Genomic DNA, 17,297 nt, shown 5'->3' with positions numbered 1-17,297 from the left:
CATGCCGCCCGGGGACGGTCGTACTGCGCGGACGACCGCTCGGCAACCGCAGGCGGCGCCGCCCCCGGACCCGGGCGGCATGTCCAGGGGCAGCGGCTCGGGCACGTCCCGGGTGGTCACCGGGGCTCCGCCGCGAGGGTGGTGACGGTGACGTTTCGCGCGGTTCCGCGGCCCCGCATCAGGTCCAGGGCGGTCTCCGGGTCTGCCACGTGGACGTGCACGCGCCACGTGTAGCCGTCCTCGTGGTCTCCCACGGCGCTCACGATCACGCTGCTGCCGGCGTCGTCCAGCTCGTGGCGCAGCTCGGCGGCGTCCAGGGCGGAGAGGTCCATGGTGCCCATGACCTCGTACCCGTCCTGACGCTCGAGGGTGGTGTCCGAGAGGGGGTGGGTGTGCTGGCGGATGACCTCCGCCACGGGGTCCTCGGCCGTGGGGTGGCCCGCGAGCGCGGTGCGCAGCGCGCTGAGCACGATCAGCATGCCCAGGGCCCCTGAGTCCACGGTGCCGCGCTCGGCGAGCACGGGGATCTGGGTCACGGAGTCGATCACGGCGCACGTGGCGGCCGCGACCACGAGGTCGAGCCACTCCACGAGCTGCTGGTTGGAGCCGTCCGCGGAGGTGTCGGGGACCGGGACGGCGCCGGCGGCGTCGAGCACGGACAGCATGGTGCCCGGGACGGGCTCGGTGAGCGCGGACGAGCAGCGCACGTGGGCCGCCATGAGCGCGGTCTTGAGCTGCTCCGCCGTGAGCCGGGTGCTGCCCTCCACCACGCCTCCCATGGCGGTGAGGGTGAGTGCGGCGAGCATCCCGGAGTTTCCGCGCGCCTCCTCGAGCGCGGCCTGCCCCGCGTACACGAGCAGCTCCCCCACGTCCCTGCCCTCGATGAGGTGGGCGGCCTCCGCCGCGTGGCCCACCGTGATGCTGAGGTTCGAGCCCGTGTCCGCGTCCGCCACGGGGAACACGTTGAGGTTGTCCAGCACGTCCGCGTGCCGGCGCAGCTCCCGGTGCGCGGTGTCGAGCCAGTCGCGCACCTCGGTGGTGGAGGAGCCTGGCTTATGGCTCAAAGTGATCCCATCCTTCAACGACGTCGCGCCCGAGCCACTCTGCGGGGGCCTGTCCGGCAATGGTCACGGCCGGGCTCGGCGCATCCGTTCCGGGGCGCGGATCCGGGGTGGGCCCGTCCCTGTGCCGCCCTCCCGCGGGGTCCGCGGGCGCACACGAGCCTATCGCACGGACCCCGGGAGGCAGCCGGGAATCCACAGGCAGCACCGCGAGCAGACCGTGGTCCTCCCCGCCTGTGAGCACCCACTGCCACGGGTCCACCCCGGCGGCCTCCCCGGCCCGCCGCAGCCGGGTGACGTCCGGCTCCAGGGCACCCGGATCGAGGTCGATGCGCACCCCGCTGGCGCGTGCGATCCGCCCGGCGTCCTTCAGCAGGCCGTCGGAGACGTCCAGCATGGCGGTGGCGCCGGCCCGGGCCAGTTCCCGCCCGGCTGTCACGGGTGGTCGCGGTCGCAGCTGCGCCGTATGCAACTCCCGCCGCTCGTCCGCGGGCACCGCGTCCCAGCTCCCCGGCACGGGGCTCTGCAGGGCGTCGAGCCCGGCTGCCGCGCACCCCAGCACGCCCGCGTGCACCAGCACTCCCCCGGTCCGCGCACCGCTGCGCAGCACGGGGTTCTGCTCGCAGCGCCCCAGCACGGTGGCGGTGATCGACAGCTCCTCTCCCCTTCCGAGGTCGCCGCCCACCAGGGCGCACTCTCGCGCCCCGAGGACTTCGAACGCCCGGGACAGCCCGGCGGCGAACTCGGTGACCCACGCGACGGGCGTGTCCCCGGGCAGGGTCAGGGAGACGACCACGGCCGTGGGCACGGCGCCCATCGCGGCCACGTCCGCGAGGTTCTGGGCCGCGCACTTGTGGCCGAGGTCAGTTCCCGAGGTGCGCTCGCCACTGGGCCACACAGTACGGAAGTCCTGGTCCAGGGTGAGGGTGTCGGTGGTCATCACCACGCGTCCCCCCGGGGCGGTCACCACGGCGCAGTCGTCCCCCGGACCCACCTCCACGTGGGGTCCGTCCGTGGTGGCCGCGGGGAGGAAGGCCTCCAGCAGGCGCGCCTCACCCACCTCGGAGACCGTGGCCGTGTCGGCGCTCTCGTGCGTCATACCCGCACCCTAACCAGCGGCTCCGACGCGCTGGAGCGCGCCCGCACCCACCCGGCTCCGAGGCCCGGTCCACTATCCTGGGCCCCATGGTCTCCCCGTTCCGCCGCCGCTCCGTCCTGTCCGCCGCACGCACCACCACCGGCCTCGCGACAACCCCGGGGACGGACACCTCGGGAGCGGAGACTCCCGGGGCCGGGCGCACCGGGGACGCTCAGGGAGGGACGCACCCGGCGGCCTCGTCCACCGGCCCACGACGCCGCCTGGCCGTGGGCGCCGCGGCCCTCACGAGCGCCGTCGTGCTCACCGGCTGCGGCTCCACCGTGACCGTGGACCCCGCTCCGGACGCCGCGAACCCCGACTGCGCACCCGTGATGCTTGCCATGCCGGACGAGGTCAGCGGCATGGAGCAGCGGGAGACGTCCAGCCAGGGCACCACCGCCTACGGGGACCCGTCCGCGATGATCGTGCGCTGCGGCGTCGAGGAACCGGGTCCCACCACGGAGCCGTGCACGGACGTGAGCGGCGTGGACTGGCTCATCTCGCAGGTTCCCGGCCAGGAGAACCAGTGGCGGGCCGTGACCTACGGTCGTTCACCCGCCGTCGAGGTGCTCTTCGACGGGCAGCGCGTGCCGTCCTCGACCGCGCTGGTGGACACCGGCTCCGCCGTGCAGAGCATCCCCCAGGAGCGCACGTGCGAGTCCGTGGCGGACGTGGAGCAGGGGCCGGCTCAGCCCTGATCCCCCGCTGGGTTGACCCGCACGCGGGCCCACGAGTTGTTCACGTACCCCTTGGGGTTCCACAGCGTCCGCGCGGACTCGGGCTGGCACGCGCCGGTGGTGTCCCAGGCCCGCGCCACGAGTGTGTGGGGTCCCGGCCCGGCCAGGTCCACGGTGGTTTCCCAGTGCCGCCACGCCCACGGTGACGGCACGGGACCGAGCTCCGCGGCCTGCCACGAGTGCCCGCCGTCCGCGGAGACGTCCACGCGGGCGACGCCGCGGTCCTCCCCCGCGTGCGCGTAGCCCGAGACCCGCACCTGCCCGGCGCCGACCGCCTGGCCGGGCTCCGGGGCGAGGATGTCGCAGTTCAGGGCCACCGGGCCCAGGGAGATCCCGTCCCCCGGCCCCGCCGCGTCCGGGTCCGCCTCCGGCTCCAGCACCCGGTACGCGGTGGCCTGGAAGTAGTTCTCGGACGGCTCGGCGCGCACCGTGACGCGCGTGACCCACTTGACGCTGCGCGCCCCGATCCAGCCGGGGACCACCACGCGCACGGGCCCGCCGTGCACCGCGGGCAGCGGGGCGTCGTCCATGGCCCACGCGAGCAGCACCTCGTCCGCGAGTGCCTTGGACAGCGGCACCGAGCCGCCGTAGTGCTGGGGAGGGTCCGCGATCTCGGAGACGTCCGGCGCCTCGAACTCCACGTGTCCCGCGGAGTCCTGGACGCCCACCGCACGCAGGACGTCCGCCAGACGCACGCCCGTCCACCGGGCCGTGGACGTGGCACCGGGACCCCAGGGGTCCTCGCCCGGGACGTCACGGACCTCCAGGAATCCCTCCCGACGGTTGCCCGCGCACTGCATCGTGGCAGTGACCGTGTGGTGCGCGAACTCCTCGCGCAACCGCTCCAGGGTGAACCGCGCGGGCTCGGCCACCAGTCCGGTGACCTCCAAGGTCCACGTCGCGGCGTCGAGCTGCGGAACGGGTCCGTGATTGCGCACGTAGAAGGAGTCCGCCGGGGTGAGTGTCTCGTGCAGTCCGGCTCGCGGGGGTTCGGCGTTGTACGGGTCGCTCTCGTGGACGATCATGTCCTCGCGCTTGCACCACACGGTGTGCCTCTCTGCCGTCAGGCCCCTGGCACGGGGCGGTTGCCGGTCAGCGTAGTCCCACGGGCCGTTCGAGGGCCAGGGTGATGAGCTCGTCGATCAGGGTGCTGTAGTCGATCCCGGAGGCCGCCCACATGCGCGGGTACATGGAGATGGGCGTGAACCCCGGCATGGTGTTGATCTCGTTGATGACCACGCGCTGGTCCTCGGTCACGAAGAAGTCGCAGCGCGAGAGCCCCTCGCCGTCCACGGCGTGGAACGCGCGCACGGCGTCACGGCGCAGCGTCTCGATCACGTCCTCCGGCAGCCGCGCCGGGCACGAGAGCGTGGCGCCGTCGGACTCCACGTACTTGGCCTCGAAGTCGTACAGGGCGTGGCCGTGCACCTCGATCTCGCCGGGCAGGGAGGCGCGCGCCTCGTCCGTGCCGTGCCCGCCCAGCACGGCGCACTCGATCTCCCGGCCGTCGATGCCAGCCTCGACCACGAGCTTGAGGTCGTGCTCGCGCGCCATGGCGATCGCGGCGTCCAGCTGGGAGGGCTCGTCCACGCGCGTGATCCCGAACGACGAGCCGGCGCGCGCCGGCTTCACGAACACCGGGAAGCCGAGCTCTGCCACACGATCGCGCACGCCCTGCGGATCGGTGCGCCACGTGCGGTCGTGGACCACGGTGTACGGGCCCACCTCCAGGCCGGCGGCCTCGAACGCGAGCTTCATGAAGTGCTTGTCCATCCCGATGGCCGACGCCGCCACGCCGCACCCCACGTACGGCAGGTCCGCGAGCTCCAGCATGCCCTGCAGCGTGCCGTCCTCGCCGAACGGCCCGTGCAGCAGCGGGAGCACCGCGTCGATGTGCCGCCCGCGGGACAGCGGAGCCCCGTGCTCGGAGGTGTCGTGGATCAGCAGCCGGCTGTCCCCGGCCTGCAGCGGGAGACTCACGCGGTGGGGGCCCACGGGCAGCTGCGCCATGGGCTGCTCGTCCAGCAGCGCCTCGAGCTCCTCCTGGGAGCACAGGAACCACGCGCCGTCCGGGGAGATCCCCACGCTCACCACGTCCCAGCGGTCCCGGTTGATCGCGCGCAGCACGGACCGGGCGGTGATGAGCGAGATGGAGTGCTCGGACGAGCGGCCGCCGAAGACCACGGCGATGCAGGGCTTGCCGCCCTCCGCCGTGGCCTCCGGGGTCTCGTGGGTGGTGCTCATGCGGTGTTCCCTTCGGATTTCAGGTCTCGGCCCAGCAGTCGGGGGGCCAGTTCGTGGACGGGTGTCTCGCCCCTCAGCACGCTAACCACGGCCTCCGTGATGGGCATGTCCACGCCGTGGCGCCGTGCCAGCTCCAGCACGGCGGGGGCGGACTTGATCCCCTCGGCGGTCTGGGTCATGGCGTCCTGCACCTGCGCGAGGGTCAGCCCCGCGCCCAGGAGCCTGCCGGCCGTGTGGTTGCGGGAGAGGGAGGACGAGCACGTGGCCACCAGGTCGCCCATGCCGGAGAGACCGGACAGGGTGGTGGTGTGGCCGCCAAGGGCGAGGGCGAGCCGCGTGGTCTCCGCGAGGCCGCGCGTCATGACGGAGGCCTTGGAGTTGTCCCCGTACTCGCGGCCGTCACAGATCCCCACGCACAGGGCGATCACGTTCTTCACGAGCCCGCCGATCTCCGTGCCCACCACGTCCGTGTTGGTGTACGGGCGGAAGTAGGGCGCCGCGCAGCAACGGGCCACCCACGCCGCGGTCTCGTGCTCCGGCGCTGCCACCACGGAGGCCGTGGGCTCCTCCCGGGCGATCTCCATCGCCAGGTTCGGTCCGGACAGAACGCACGTGCGCCGGGCCCAGTCCTGCTCGGGGACCCCTGTTGCCTCCGCGAGGACCTCGGCAATCACCTGGGTCATCCGCAGCCCGGTGCTGGACTCCAGCCCCTTGGCCAGGGACAGCACCACCGCGCCCGGCGCCACCGCCGGGGCGGCGATCTCCAGCTGGGCACGCAGCGCCTGCGCGGGGATCGCGGCCACCACGAGGTCCGCGCCGTCCAGGGCCTCGGAGAGGTCGCTCGAAAACGTGAGTGCCGCGGGCAGGTCGATCCCGGGGACGTAGCGCTCGTTGCGGCGTTCGCGCGCCATGCGCTCGACGGCCTCGGGGTCGCGGCCCCACAGGCACACGTTCCGCTCGGCACGGGCCTCCGCGGCGGCGTCGGCAAGCACCTTGGCGAACGTGGTGCCCCAGGAGCCGGCACCGAGCACCGTGATCTTCGCCGGTGGCTGCGGACGCGCGCTCACGGGGCAACGCTCCCGCCGGCGGAACCGAGGTCGTCCTCGGGCACCGCGGCGTCGCCCGGGTCCGACGACGCCGCCCGGCGGGGCGCGCGCGGATCGAGGAGTTCCTGCGGCGCGGGCTCACCGCGCAGCTCACCCAGCAGGCGGGCCACCGTGGCCATGATCGTGGCCGTGGCGGTCGCGAGCTCCTCGCTGCTCGGCTCCCCCGGGTGCTTCAGCCCACCGGGCACCAGGTCGGAGGCACGCAGGGGCTCACCCACGATCCCGTCCACGCGCTTGGGCGGGAAGGGCTTAGCGGTGCGGTGGCCCTGGGGGTCCCGGTAGACGATCTCCTGGTCCCCCCAGTGCACCATGGGCACCACGGGAACGTCCGCCTGCAGCGCGAGGCGCGCGGCACCCGTGCGCCCGCGCATGGGCCACATCTGCGGATCGCGCGTGATGGTGCCCTCGGGGTAAACGATGATCGCTCCCCCGCTGGCCAGCTCCGCGAAGGCGGCCTCCAGGGAGTCCTTGGCCCGGGAGGTGCCCCGGTAGACGGGAACCTGCCCGATCCGCGTGAGCACCGGGCCCAGCACGGGCACCCGGAACAGGGACTCCTTGGCCAGGAACCGCGGCATCACGCCCGCCTTGTAGACCGCATAGGCCACGGTGATCGGGTCGATCTCCGTGAGGTGGTTGGAGACCACCACGAAGCCGCCGGACGCGGGGATGTTCTCCGTGCCCCGCCAGCGCGGCACCGCGAGCGAGCGGTACGCGGGGATCACGGCCGCGGCGATCAGCCGGAACGTGGATCGTTGCGACGTTCTGCTCATCCGGAGACCCCCTCCTCGGGCAACGGTGCGCGGGAGACCCGCGCGGTGTGCGGTGCACCCGGGAGGACCGGGGCGCGGCGGCCGCAGTGCCGGACGCTCAGGACACCGGGCGTCACTGCTCGGTGACGTCGAAGTTGGCGCCCAGTCCGCCCAGCTTGTCGGTGAAGTGCTCGTAGCCCCGCTTGATGAGCTCCACCCCGGTCACCGTGGACACGCCCTCGGCGGAGAGCGCCGCGATCAGGTGCGAGAAGCCGCCGCGCAGGTCCGGGATGTTGATGTCCGCCGCCTGCAGGGGCGTGGGTCCCGAGATCACTGCGGAGTGCAGGAAGTTGCGCTGCCCGAAGCGGCACGGCACGGAGCCCAGGCACTCGCGGTGCACCTGGATGGTCGCTCCCATGCGGTTCAGGGCGCGGGTGAAGCCGAAGCGGTTCTCGTACACGGTCTCGTGCACGATGGACACGCCCTTGGCCTGGGTCAGCACCACCACGAGCGGCTGCTGCCAGTCGGTCATGAACCCGGGGTGGACGTCCGTCTCCACGATCAGGGGGTTCAGGTCCCCGCCCGGGTGGAAGAAGCGGATGCCGTCCTCACGGATGTCCAGCCCGCCGCCCACCTTGCGGAAGGTGTTGAGGAAGGTCATCATGTCCGCCTGCTTGGCGCCGGCCACGAAGATGTCCCCGCCCGTGGCCAGGGCCGCGGAACCCCACGACGCCGCCTCCATGCGGTCCGGCAGGGCGCTGTGCACGTAGCCCTGGAGCTCGGGAACACCCTCGATGCGGATCACGCGGTCCGTCTGCACGGTGATGAGCGCGCCCATCTTCTGCAGGATCGCGATCAGGTCCATGATCTCGGGCTCGGTGGCCGCGCCGCGCAGCTCGGTGTGGCCCTCGGCGCGCGTGGCGGTGAGCAGCACCTGCTCGGTGGCGCCCACGGAGGGGTAGGGCAGGTCGATCTTGGCACCGTGCAGCCCGTGCGGGGCGCTCATCCGGATGCCGGAGTCCAGCTTCTCCACCTTGGCACCGAAGTTGCGCAGCACCTCCAGGTGGTAGTTGATCGGGCGGTCCCCGATCCGGCAGCCACCGAGATCCGGGATGAACGCCTCACCCAGTGCGTGCAGCAGCGGACCGCACAGCAGGATGGGGATGCGGGAGTCCCCCGCGTGGGCGTCGATGTCCGCGTGGCGCGCCCGCGTCACGTTGGTGGGGTCCAGCGTGAGGCGCCCCAGGGCGTCGTCGCGGGTGACCTCCACTCCGTGCAGCGACAGCAGGTCGGTGACCACCTCGACGTCTTTGATCTCCGGAACGTTGCCCAGGGTGGAGGCCGAGGCGCCGAGCAGCGCGGCCACCATGGCCTTGGGGACCAGGTTCTTGGCGCCGCGTACCGTCACCTGACCCGTCAGCGGAACTCCGCCGGTGATGCGCAAAGAAGTCATGACCTACCGATCTGGGGGAAGTGATCTCCCGCGCGCGGAACACGCACGGGACCTCGACATTCTACCGGCCCGGACCGGCTCCCGGTCCAGCCGGCTGTCAGACTCTGGCGGGGAGCGTGGTGGGCTTATACTTCGGCCTGTCCCGCTCGTAGGCCTCGATGTCCGTCTCCCGCTGCAGGGTGAGACCGATGTCGTCCAGGCCCTCCATGAGCCGCCAGCGAGTGTAGTCGTCGATCTGGAACGGCACGGTCACGGCTCCGCAGGTCACGGTGCGGGCCTCGAGGTCCACCTCGACCTCGATGCCGGGCTGCTCCTCCATGAGCTTCCACAACAGCTCGACGTCCGACTGGTCCACCTGCGCGGCCAGCAGGCCCTGCTTGCCCGAGTTCCCACGGAAGATGTCCGCGAAGCGCGATGAGATCACGGTCTTGAAGCCGTAGTCGCGCAGCGCCCACACCGCGTGCTCGCGTGAGGATCCGGTGCCGAAGTCGGAACCGGCCACCAGGACCGAGGCGTTGGCGTACTCCGGACGGTTGAGCACGAAGTCGGGATTCTTACGCCACCCGGCGAACAGGGCGTCGTCGAAACCCGTCTTGGTGATGCGCTTGAGGTAGACGGCGGGGATGATCTGGTCCGTGTCCACGTTGGACTGCTTCAACGGGGCGGCCACGCCGCGGTGGGTGGAGAACTTCTCCATGGCTGTGTCCCTCTCTGCTGGTGCTGCGGGCGGGTGTGGTGGTCAGACGGCGGGCTGGAGCCCGGAAGGCACCGCGGTCTCCTCACGCACGGGCTCCAGGTCCGACGGTGCGCTGAGCGTCCCGCGCACGGCGGTCGCCGCCGCGACCACCGGGGAGACCAGGTGGGTGCGCCCACCCTTGCCCTGGCGTCCCTCGAAGTTGCGGTTGGAGGTGGAGGCGCAGCGCTCCCCCGGGGCCAGCTGGTCCGGGTTCATGCCCAGGCACATGGAGCACCCGGCGAAACGCCAGTCCGCGCCGAAGTCCCGGAAGACCCGGTCCAGGCCCTCCGCCTCTGCCTGCAGCCGGACCTTCGCGGAGCCCGGGACCACCATCATCCGCACGTTCTCCGCCTTGCGGCGCCCCTTCAGGATGTCCGCGGCCGCACGCAGGTCCTCGATCCGCGAGTTGGTGCACGAGCCCAGGAACACCGTGTCCACCGGGATCTCCTTCATAGGTGTGCCGGCCTCGAGGCCCATGTAGTCCAGGGCACGGCGGGCGGCGTCCTTGGCGTTGTCGTCGCCCGCGTCCTCCGGGTCCGGCACGGGCTGCGACAGCGGCACTCCCTGGCCGGGGTTGGTGCCCCACGTGACGAACGGCTCCAGCTGGTCCGCGTCGATGAAGACCTCCCGGTCGAACTCCGCACCCTCGTCCGTGTGCAGGGTGCGCCAGTACTGCACGGCGGCGTCCCAGTCCTCGCCCTGCGGCGCGTGGGGGCGTCCCTGGACGTAGTCCATGGTGACCTCGTCCGGGGCGATCATGCCCGCACGGGCACCGGCCTCGATCGACATGTTGCAGATGGTCATGCGGGCCTCCATGGACAGCGCCCGGATGGCGGAGCCGCGGTACTCCAGCACGTACCCCTGACCGCCGCCGGTGCCGATCTCGGCGATCACCGCCAGGATGATGTCCTTGGAGCTCACCCCCGGCTTGAGCGTTCCCTCCACCGTGACGGCCATGGTCTTGAACGGTGCCAGCGGCAGCGTCTGGGTGGCCATCACGTGCTCCACCTCCGAGGTGCCGATCCCGAACGCGAGCGCCCCGAACGCCCCGTGCGTGGAGGTGTGGGAGTCACCGCACACCACAGTCATCCCGGGCTGGGTCAGGCCCAGCTGCGGGCCCACCACGTGCACGATTCCCTGCTCGGCGTCCCCCAGGGAGTGCAGCCGGACGCCGAACTCCTCGCAGTTGCCGCGCAGCGTCTCGATCTGCTTGCGGGAGGTCTCGTCCGCGATGGTGGAGAAGATGTCCTCGGTGGGGGTGTTGTGGTCCTCCGTGGCGATCGTCAGGTCCGGGCGCCGCAGGCCCCGTCCGGCGAGCCGCAGGCCCTCGAAGGCCTGGGGGCTCGTCACCTCGTGGAGCAGGTGGAGGTCGATGTAGAGCAGGTCCGGGCGGCCCGCCTCGCCCCGGCGGACCAGGTGGTCGTCCCACACCTTCTCCGCGAGCGTGCGCGGTGCGGCGGTGTCCGTGGTGCTCATCTCTGCTCTCCTTGCCTCTCGGGTCCCGGGCGTCCGCGGGGCCCGGGCGTCGGGCGGCCGACGGGTGCGGCCGCTGGACCCATCGTCCCGGCTGCCCGCGGCCAGTTCCAGCCCGTGGACTTGCTTCTCGCATTGTGAGACGTCACTATCGGAGCATGGACACCACGCACGCGATGGACCCCACCGGCGCCCCCCTGGGTTCTCCCCTGGGTGGTCTGGGCACCGGGTCCCGGTTGAACGACGAGCCCACGCACTCCTCCTCGGGGGTGGGCGTGATCGACAAGGCCTCCCTCATCCTGGACGCCCTCGAGGCCGGACCGGCCTCCCTGGCGGACCTGGTGGAGGCCACGGGACTCGCGCGCCCCACGGCGCACCGGCTCGCGGTCGCCCTGGCCCACCACCGCTTCGTGGGCCGGGACGTCCAGGGGCGCTTCGTCCTGGGTTCCCGTCTGGTGGAGCTCGCCTCCGCCGCGGGCGAGGACCGGCTCATCTCCGCCGCGGCCCCCGTGCTGCTGCAGCTGCGGGACAGCACCGGCGAGTCCTCCCAGGTGTTCCGCCGCCAGGGCGAGTGGCGCGTGTGCGTGGCCTCGGCCGAGCGGCCCATCGGTCTGCGGGACACGATCCCCGTGGGCACGCAGCTGTCCATGAAGGCCGGTTCCGCAGCCCAGGTCCTCGTGGCGTGGGAGGACCACGCGCGTCTGATCGAGGGTCTGCAGCACGCCCGCTTCTCCGCCACCACGCTCGCCGGGGTACGACGCCGCGGCTGGGCCCAGTCGATCGGCGAGCGCGAGGCGGGCATCGCGTCCGTCTCCGCCCCCGTCCGCGGGCCCTCGGGCCGGGTGATCGCCGCTGTCTCGATCTCCGGTCCGATCGAGCGGCTGTCCAAGCAGCCTGGTCAGAAGCACGCGGACGTGGTGGTCCAGGCCGCCCGCCAGCTCACGGAGGCCGTGCGCGTCAGCGCGGCGTAAACGCCGGGTGGCGCGGGGAAGCCCGGTGTCTCAGACCGCCGTGGTCGCTCGGACGAGGGACTTGCGGAACTCCCGGTGGGCGTCGAGCTCGGCGCGCACCGGAGCCTCCACCACCTCGGCGGCGGTCTCGCGCACGGACCGCAGCAGGCGGCGTCGTACCCGCGAGGCCCGCGCACGGGAGGCGAGAGAGGCGAGCACCGCGCCGGTGAGGGCCAGGAACAGGGCGAGCACCACCCCGGCCACGACCATGAGCGTGGGCACCGGCAGGGGGAAGCCCTCCACCGTGGGCGGCGGGGGCAGCTGCAGCTGGAAGTAGTCCGCCAGGAACAGCCCGAGCAGCCACAGCAGGCCCAGGACGGTCACGGCCATGGCCAGCCACTGCAGGATGTCGAAGACGATCCACCACCACGAGGACGTGCGGGCGGAGAACTTGGTGCGTGCCACGGCCTGGTCCAGGGCGTCGGGCAGCCGCTCCTCATGACGCCGGGCGGCACCGCGGACGCTGCGGTGCCACGGCTCCCCCGCGCCCTGGGAGACCTGGTCCGCGAAACCGCGCACCGCGGAGTCCGCCGAGGCCTTCTGGGCCGCATTCATGGGCGGCAGGGAGGTGCGGTGCACCCCGGGGTCCGAGTGCCGGTCGTGGCTCTCGATGTGCAGCCGTTTGAGGGGGTCCTTGCGGAACCGGGACAGCCAGCGGGTGGCGATCCAGCCCGTGTGGCGCCCGGCCCGCAGCCGGTACGAGCGGGCGGCAGCGTCCGCCACCATGTCGATCCCCGCGGCCCGGGCGAGCCCGGCGGTGAGCCGCTCGCTCGCGTCCTTGTCGATCCCGCGGGGATCACCCTCCCCCGCGGCGTGGGCGAGGTCCTGGGCGGCGTGCACCACGTCCGCCTCCAGGCGCGCCCCCGCCGCGGCCCGTCCGGCGGCCACCTCGTGGATGCGGGTGCGCAGTGCGCCCACGCCCTCCCCCGTGCGGGCTGACACGGCCGCCGGGGCGCTGGGCCCGGTGGCGGGCAGCCCGTCCTGGGCCAGCAGCTCCCGCAGCGAGCCGAGCACGGTGGGGACGTCCCGTTCCGCGAGCCGGTCCGCGTGGTTGAGGACCACCATGGTCACCGCGCCGTGACGGGAGAGCGGCTGGACGAAGTCCTGGTGGAGCACCGCGTCCGCGTATTTCTGCGGGTCCACGACCCACACCACCACGTCCACGAGACCCACCATGCGCTGGACGATGTCCCGGTGCTCGCGGGTCACGGAGTCGAAGTCGGGCAGGTCCAGCAGCACGAGACCACCCGTGGTGGTGGCCGCCGCGCGACCGCTCCCCGAGGTCGTGCTCAGCGCCGGGCCGACCACGTGACGGTCAGCCACGTCGAGCCAGTCGAGCAGGGGCTGGCTGCCCTCGTCACCCCACACCGCGGCCAGCGGCGCCGAGGTGGTGGGTCGACGCGCGGCCGTCCGGGCGAGCTCCTGGCCCACCACCGCGTTGAACAGGCTGGACTTGCCGGATCCCGTGGCACCGAAGAACCCCACCACCGTGTGGTCGGCGGACAGCGCCCGGCGTTGGCCCGCGCGGTCGAGGGTCTGCCGGGCCTGCTGGACCACGGCGGCGTCGAGCCGGCCCTCTGCGATGTCGGTGGCCATGGCGAGACCGGTGATCCGCTCGGAGAGCGTGGGTGCGGTGCGGGAACGGGGGCTCACAGAGCCTCACCCTCCGTGCGCACGCGGGCGGCCACGGCGTGCAGCGCCTCCGCCGTGGGGTGCTCCCCCAGCTCGTCCAGCCGGTCCAGGAACGTGCGCGCCCGGCGGTCCAGGAGGGCCCTGATCCTGGTCTCCAGGTTGCGGCGCGCCTGCTCGCTCATCCGGCGCACGGCGTCCTCCCCGAACACCGCCTCGAGCAGCTTGGTGCCCACCACACCGGAGCCGCCGGCGATTCCCACCTCCAGGCCGGTGAGGCCACCCGTGGTGGAGAACACCGCGATCATGAGGATTACGGCCAGGGCGTTCACGCCCATGGACATGGCCCGTGCCCGGGTCCGCTTGCCCGCGCCCTCCTGCTGGATCATGAGCATCACGTCCGACTGCCAGTCGCGGATGCTCTGGGCGACCTCCTGCGGGAACTCGGGCGGCAGTGCCGCCAGGTCGCGCCCCGCGAGCAGCACCTGCCCGGCCGGCTCGTCCCGCCAGCGCCGCTCGGAGAGCTCGGCGGCGCGCGCCGTGTTCTCCACGACCACCGCCTGCAGTCCCGTCTCGATGGCCTCCTCCACGCGCACCTCGGGCGCCGGGCGGCCCGTGAAGAACGCGGACATCCGGTCCCGCACCCGTCCGATTCCGGCCTCCAGGCCGCGGAAGAACTCTCCGGTGCCCACGAAGTCCTGCCAGCGCGCGAGCACCTCTCCCCGCAGCAGCGTGCCGTCACGCGTGGAGTCCACGACCGCCCGCAGCGCCTCGTCGAACGCGGTGGTCACCTCGCGGCGCAGGTGCTCCTCCGTGTGCTCCTGGGCCGCGGTGGCCTCCGCGGTGCGCTCCGTGGTCTCCGCGAGTTCGCGCACCGCGCCGCCGAGCGTCCGCGCGGCGATGTCCGAGCGCGCGTGAGCGTCCGCGCCGAGCGCCTCGAGCCAGTCCCGCAGTGGCGCCACCGCGGCGGGCGGCAGCATTCCCGTCTCGTTGAGCGGGCACTCCTCCACCACGAAGATCGGTGCCCCGTTCAGCCCCTCGGCATCCAGCATGCGCCTCAGGTCCTCCTCGATCTCCGCCGCCGACGCCGCCTGCACCCGGTCCAGGACCACGGCCACCGTGATGTCCCGGCCGGCGGCGTTGCGCAGCAGCTGCCAGGGGACGGCGTCCGCGTATCGGTTGGCCGTGGTCACGAACAGCCAGAGGTCCGCGGCGGAGAGCAGCTGGCCCGCGAGCGCCCGGTTCTCGTCGGAGATCGAGTCCACGTCCGGGGCGTCCAGGATGGCCAGGCCCTCGGGGATGCTCGCGTCCCCGAGCAGCACGAGCGAGCCGGTGTCCTCCACGGGACCGGAGCCGCCGAGGCTCGTTCCCGGTGCCGCCGAGGGATCGGTCACCGTGCCGCGCACCCGCGCAAGGTGCGGCAGCACCCGCTGGGTGGTGAACGCCCCGGCGTCCCGCGGGTGGTGGATCAGCAGGGGCCGCCGCGTGGTCGGACGGATGGCGCCGGAGCGCGTCACGGGGTGGCCCACCAGGGCGTTGACAAGCGTGGACTTGCCCGCACCCGTGGAGCCGCCCACCACCGCGAGCAGCGGTGCGTCCAGGGAACGGACCCGGGGCAGGACGTAGTCGTCCAGCTGGGCCACGGCGCGGGCCGCGTTCTCGCGCTGCTGCGGGGCGCTCGCGGTGGCCAGCGGCAGAGTGGTGGCGCGGAGCAGGTCGCGTGCTTCCTCCAGTGCCTCGATGAGTGGCACGGCGGGCGTGGTCTCAGTGTTCACACGGTCATTGTGCCAGTCGTCACGGTCCCCCACTCACTCCCCACGGCCGGCCGGCAGCGCGGGCGCGGCACAGGGAGCCATCCGGACCTGGCATGCAGAAAGCCCCGGCTTCCCAAGGAAACCGGGGCTTTCACTGCGTGACCCCAGCGGGATTCGAACCCGCGTTACCGCCGTGAGAGGGCGGCGTACTAGGCCGCTATACGATGGGGCCGTGTACTTTCAGAATGATCTGGAACGCGTGCTCCGCTCATTCCTTCGTTGACGCACCAAACAGTAGCATCAACGCTGTCGTGGTCCAATTCCACCGGAGTGGCCGGAGGACCTGCCGTGCATACTCGTTCCCACACAGAAGGTGAGGGGTGCGATCAGCGCTGGGATACCAGGACTCGAACCTAGAACGACGGTACCAGAAACCGCTGTGTTGCCAATTACACCATATCCCAATGGTTGTCACCCGGCTCAGCTGCTCAGTGCCGCGCAACGAGCAATAACTATACCCACTCGGCGCTCCCCTGCCAAACCGGTCCGGGCGGAACCGCTCCCTCTGCCGAGGGTGCGTCCCCGCCCGGTCCGGTGTCCGGCGTCGAGCGCGTGGGGACCGGACGGCGTCGCGCGCCGGCGGCCCTGCAACGGGCCCGTTCAGTCCTGGGCGAGACGGGCGCGCAGCGCAGTCAGGCGCGCGAGCGTGGACTGCCTGCCCAGGATCTCCAGGGACTCGAAGAGCGGCGGGGAGATCCGCTGGCCGGACACGGCGGTGCGCACGGGGCCGAACGCGAGCCGCGGTTTGATGCCCAGCCCGTCCACGATGGCCTCGCGCAGTGCGGTCTCGATGGCCGCGGCGGTGAAGTCCTCCAGCGGCTCCAGCGCCGCCAGTGCGGCGTCGAGGACCTGCGGTGCGCTCTCCTTGAGCTGCTTGGCGGCATCCTCGGCCACCACGATCTCGCCGTCCGAGCGGAACAGGAAGCCCAGCAGACCTTCGGTCTCGCCGAGCAGGTTCATGCGCTCCTGCACGAGCGGCGCGGCCTGGTCCAGGATCTCGTTCTCGCGGGGAGTCAGGGTCTCCCCCACCAGTCCGGCGGCCTGCAGGTACGGAACGAGGCGGTCGCGGAAGTCCTGCGGGTCCAGCATGCGCACGTGGGTGCCGTTGATCGCGGTGGCCTTCTTCACGTCGAAGCGGGCCGGGTTGGCCAGGACGTCGTGGATGTCGAAGTTCGCCACGAGCTGCTCGACCGTGAAGATGTCCTCGTCCGCGGACAGGGACCAGCCCAGCAGGGCCAGGTAGTTCAGCAGGCCCTCGGGGATGAAGCCGTTGTCCCGGTGGTGGAACAGGTTGGACTCCGGGTCGCGCTTGGACAGCTTCTTGTTGCCCTCGCCCATCACGTAGGGCAGGTGGCCGAACTCCGGGATGAACTCGGCCACGCCGATGGCCACGAGCGCGCGGTACAGCGCGATCTGGCGAGGGGTGGAGGACAGCAGGTCCTCCCCGCGCAGCACCTGGGTGATGCCCATGAGGGCGTCGTCCACGGGGTTCACCAGGGTGTACAGCGGCGTGCCGTTGGCGCGGGCCACCACGAAGTCCGGGACGGAGCCGGCCTTGAACGTGATCTCGCCGCGCACCAGGTCCGTGAAGGAGATGTCCTCGTCCGGCATGCGCAGCCGCAGCACCGGCTGGCGTCCCTCCGCCCGGAAGGCGGCCTTCTGCTCGTCCGTGAGGTCGCGGTCGTAGTTGTCGTAGCCGAGCTTGGGGTCCTCGCCCTTGGCGCGGTGGCGCTGCTCGACCTCGTCGGGGGTGGAGAAGTCCTCGTAGACGTACCCGCTTTCCACCAGCTTGGCCAGAACGTCCTGGTAGATCTCACCGCGCTGGGACTGCCGGTAGGGCTCGTGCGGGCCTCCCACGTTCACGCCCTCGTCCCAGGTGATCCCCAGCCAGTCCAGGGCGTCGAGGATCTGCTGGAAGCTCTCCTCGGAGTCACGGGCGGCGTCCGTGTCCTCGATGCGGAACACCAGGGTGCCGCCCGTGTGGCGTGCCCAGGCCCAGTTGAACAGAGCGGTGCGGATCAGGCCCACGTGCGGGGTGCCCGTGGGCGACGGGCAGAAGCGTACGCGCACGGGTGCGTCGGCGGGAACGGTGGGGTGCAGGGTGGAGGCGTCGTCAGTCATGATGGCGCCATTCTACGACGCCGGGT

14 protein-coding genes and 2 tRNA genes are annotated in these 17,297 nt (G+C 72.3%); 2 read left to right on the top strand and 14 right to left on the bottom strand.

What is annotated here, in order from left to right; all coding sequences use genetic code 11:
• Positions 1-116 precede the first annotated feature (116 nt).
• Together QL985_RS02890 and thiL are read right to left on the bottom strand one after the other, a co-directional pair.
• Positions 117-1,064, bottom strand: a complete 948-nt coding sequence (locus QL985_RS02890) for a DAK2 domain-containing protein (RefSeq protein WP_224764819.1) — start codon at positions 1,062-1,064, stop codon at positions 117-119.
• On the bottom strand, positions 1,054-2,160 hold the full coding sequence (thiL, locus tag QL985_RS02885; protein WP_059280912.1) for a thiamine-phosphate kinase: 1,107 nt from the start codon (positions 2,158-2,160) through the stop codon (positions 1,054-1,056). The genes QL985_RS02890 and thiL overlap by 11 nt, the downstream gene beginning before the upstream one ends.
• Positions 2,161-2,246: 86 nt before the next feature.
• Here thiL and QL985_RS02880 point away from each other — a divergent pair, with 86 nt between their 5' ends.
• Positions 2,247-2,897, top strand: a complete 651-nt coding sequence (locus QL985_RS02880) for a DUF3515 family protein (RefSeq protein ID WP_356764921.1) — start codon at positions 2,247-2,249, stop codon at positions 2,895-2,897.
• Here QL985_RS02880 and QL985_RS02875 read toward each other — a convergent pair.
• From QL985_RS02875 to leuC, 7 genes are all read right to left on the bottom strand, one after another.
• Positions 2,888-3,982, bottom strand: a complete 1,095-nt coding sequence (locus QL985_RS02875) for a sulfite oxidase (protein ID WP_059280911.1) — start codon at positions 3,980-3,982, stop codon at positions 2,888-2,890. The two genes, QL985_RS02880 and QL985_RS02875, sit on opposite strands and share 10 nt — an antisense overlap.
• A gap of 46 nt (positions 3,983-4,028) precedes the next feature.
• Positions 4,029-5,180 (bottom strand): D-alanine--D-alanine ligase family protein, encoded by a 1,152-nt coding sequence (locus QL985_RS02870; RefSeq protein ID WP_059280910.1) that lies wholly within the window; start codon positions 5,178-5,180, stop codon positions 4,029-4,031.
• Entirely contained in the window at positions 5,177-6,247 is a 1,071-nt protein-coding gene (locus tag QL985_RS02865) for an NAD(P)H-dependent glycerol-3-phosphate dehydrogenase (protein WP_259905909.1), read from the bottom strand. The genes QL985_RS02870 and QL985_RS02865 overlap by 4 nt, the downstream gene beginning before the upstream one ends.
• Positions 6,244-7,056, bottom strand: a complete 813-nt coding sequence (locus QL985_RS02860; RefSeq protein ID WP_019308946.1) for a lysophospholipid acyltransferase family protein — start codon at positions 7,054-7,056, stop codon at positions 6,244-6,246. The genes QL985_RS02865 and QL985_RS02860 overlap by 4 nt, the downstream gene beginning before the upstream one ends.
• Positions 7,057-7,168: 112 nt before the next feature.
• The gene (gene murA / locus QL985_RS02855) at positions 7,169-8,488 is read right to left on the bottom strand and encodes a UDP-N-acetylglucosamine 1-carboxyvinyltransferase (protein ID WP_019308945.1); all 1,320 of its coding nucleotides are present in this window, start codon (positions 8,486-8,488) and stop codon (positions 7,169-7,171) included.
• A gap of 97 nt (positions 8,489-8,585) precedes the next feature.
• Positions 8,586-9,185, bottom strand: coding sequence for a 3-isopropylmalate dehydratase small subunit (gene leuD / locus QL985_RS02850; protein ID WP_019308944.1), 600 nt, complete (start codon positions 9,183-9,185; stop codon positions 8,586-8,588).
• A gap of 42 nt (positions 9,186-9,227) precedes the next feature.
• Positions 9,228-10,700: a 3-isopropylmalate dehydratase large subunit gene (gene leuC, locus QL985_RS02845; RefSeq protein ID WP_259905906.1), complete on the bottom strand. Its 1,473-nt coding sequence runs from the start codon at positions 10,698-10,700 to the stop codon at positions 9,228-9,230.
• A gap of 155 nt (positions 10,701-10,855) precedes the next feature.
• Between leuC and QL985_RS02840 the strand changes: the two genes are divergently transcribed.
• The gene (locus QL985_RS02840; protein WP_019308942.1) at positions 10,856-11,668 is read left to right on the top strand and encodes an IclR family transcriptional regulator; all 813 of its coding nucleotides are present in this window, start codon (positions 10,856-10,858) and stop codon (positions 11,666-11,668) included.
• Between the two features lie 30 nt (positions 11,669-11,698).
• On the opposite strand, the gene QL985_RS02835 is transcribed toward QL985_RS02840, so the two are convergent.
• The 5 genes from QL985_RS02835 to gltX form a co-directional block, all read right to left on the bottom strand.
• The gene (locus QL985_RS02835; RefSeq protein ID WP_039101913.1) at positions 11,699-13,360 is read right to left on the bottom strand and encodes a GTPase; all 1,662 of its coding nucleotides are present in this window, start codon (positions 13,358-13,360) and stop codon (positions 11,699-11,701) included.
• On the bottom strand, positions 13,357-15,111 hold the full coding sequence (locus QL985_RS02830; protein ID WP_290147581.1) for a dynamin family protein: 1,755 nt from the start codon (positions 15,109-15,111) through the stop codon (positions 13,357-13,359). The genes QL985_RS02835 and QL985_RS02830 overlap by 4 nt, the downstream gene beginning before the upstream one ends.
• Before the next feature lie 138 nt (positions 15,112-15,249).
• Positions 15,250-15,322: transfer RNA gene (locus tag QL985_RS02825), tRNA-Glu, on the bottom strand.
• A gap of 160 nt (positions 15,323-15,482) precedes the next feature.
• Positions 15,483-15,554, bottom strand: a tRNA-Gln gene (locus tag QL985_RS02820).
• Positions 15,555-15,750: 196 nt separating this feature from the next.
• Positions 15,751-17,271 (bottom strand): glutamate--tRNA ligase, encoded by a 1,521-nt coding sequence (gltX, locus tag QL985_RS02815; RefSeq protein WP_121566099.1) that lies wholly within the window; start codon positions 17,269-17,271, stop codon positions 15,751-15,753.
• Between the last annotated feature and the right edge of the window lie 26 nt (positions 17,272-17,297).

This window comes from Kocuria sp. APC 4018 (genome assembly GCF_030407675.1).
Classification (GTDB): Bacteria; Actinomycetota; Actinomycetes; order Actinomycetales; family Micrococcaceae; genus Kocuria; species Kocuria rhizophila.
Note: the sequence above shows the minus strand (reverse complement) of the source record. Positions and strands in the feature narration are given on the sequence as shown.

Coding starts and splice junctions, on each gene's coding strand:
- thiL (WP_059280912.1), bottom strand. CDS start 2,160: ATGACGCACGAGAGCGCCGACACGGCCACGGTCTCCGAGGTGGGTGAG.
- QL985_RS02860 (WP_019308946.1), bottom strand. CDS start 7,056: ATGAGCAGAACGTCGCAACGATCCACGTTCCGGCTGATCGCCGCGGCC.
- leuC (WP_259905906.1), bottom strand. CDS start 10,700: ATGAGCACCACGGACACCGCCGCACCGCGCACGCTCGCGGAGAAGGTG.
- QL985_RS02880 (WP_356764921.1), top strand. CDS start 2,247: ATGGTCTCCCCGTTCCGCCGCCGCTCCGTCCTGTCCGCCGCACGCACC.
- murA (WP_019308945.1), bottom strand. CDS start 8,488: ATGACTTCTTTGCGCATCACCGGCGGAGTTCCGCTGACGGGTCAGGTG.
- leuD (WP_019308944.1), bottom strand. CDS start 9,185: ATGGAGAAGTTCTCCACCCACCGCGGCGTGGCCGCCCCGTTGAAGCAG.
- gltX (WP_121566099.1), bottom strand. CDS start 17,271: ATGACTGACGACGCCTCCACCCTGCACCCCACCGTTCCCGCCGACGCA.
- QL985_RS02840 (WP_019308942.1), top strand. CDS start 10,856: ATGGACACCACGCACGCGATGGACCCCACCGGCGCCCCCCTGGGTTCT.
- QL985_RS02870 (WP_059280910.1), bottom strand. CDS start 5,180: ATGAGCACCACCCACGAGACCCCGGAGGCCACGGCGGAGGGCGGCAAG.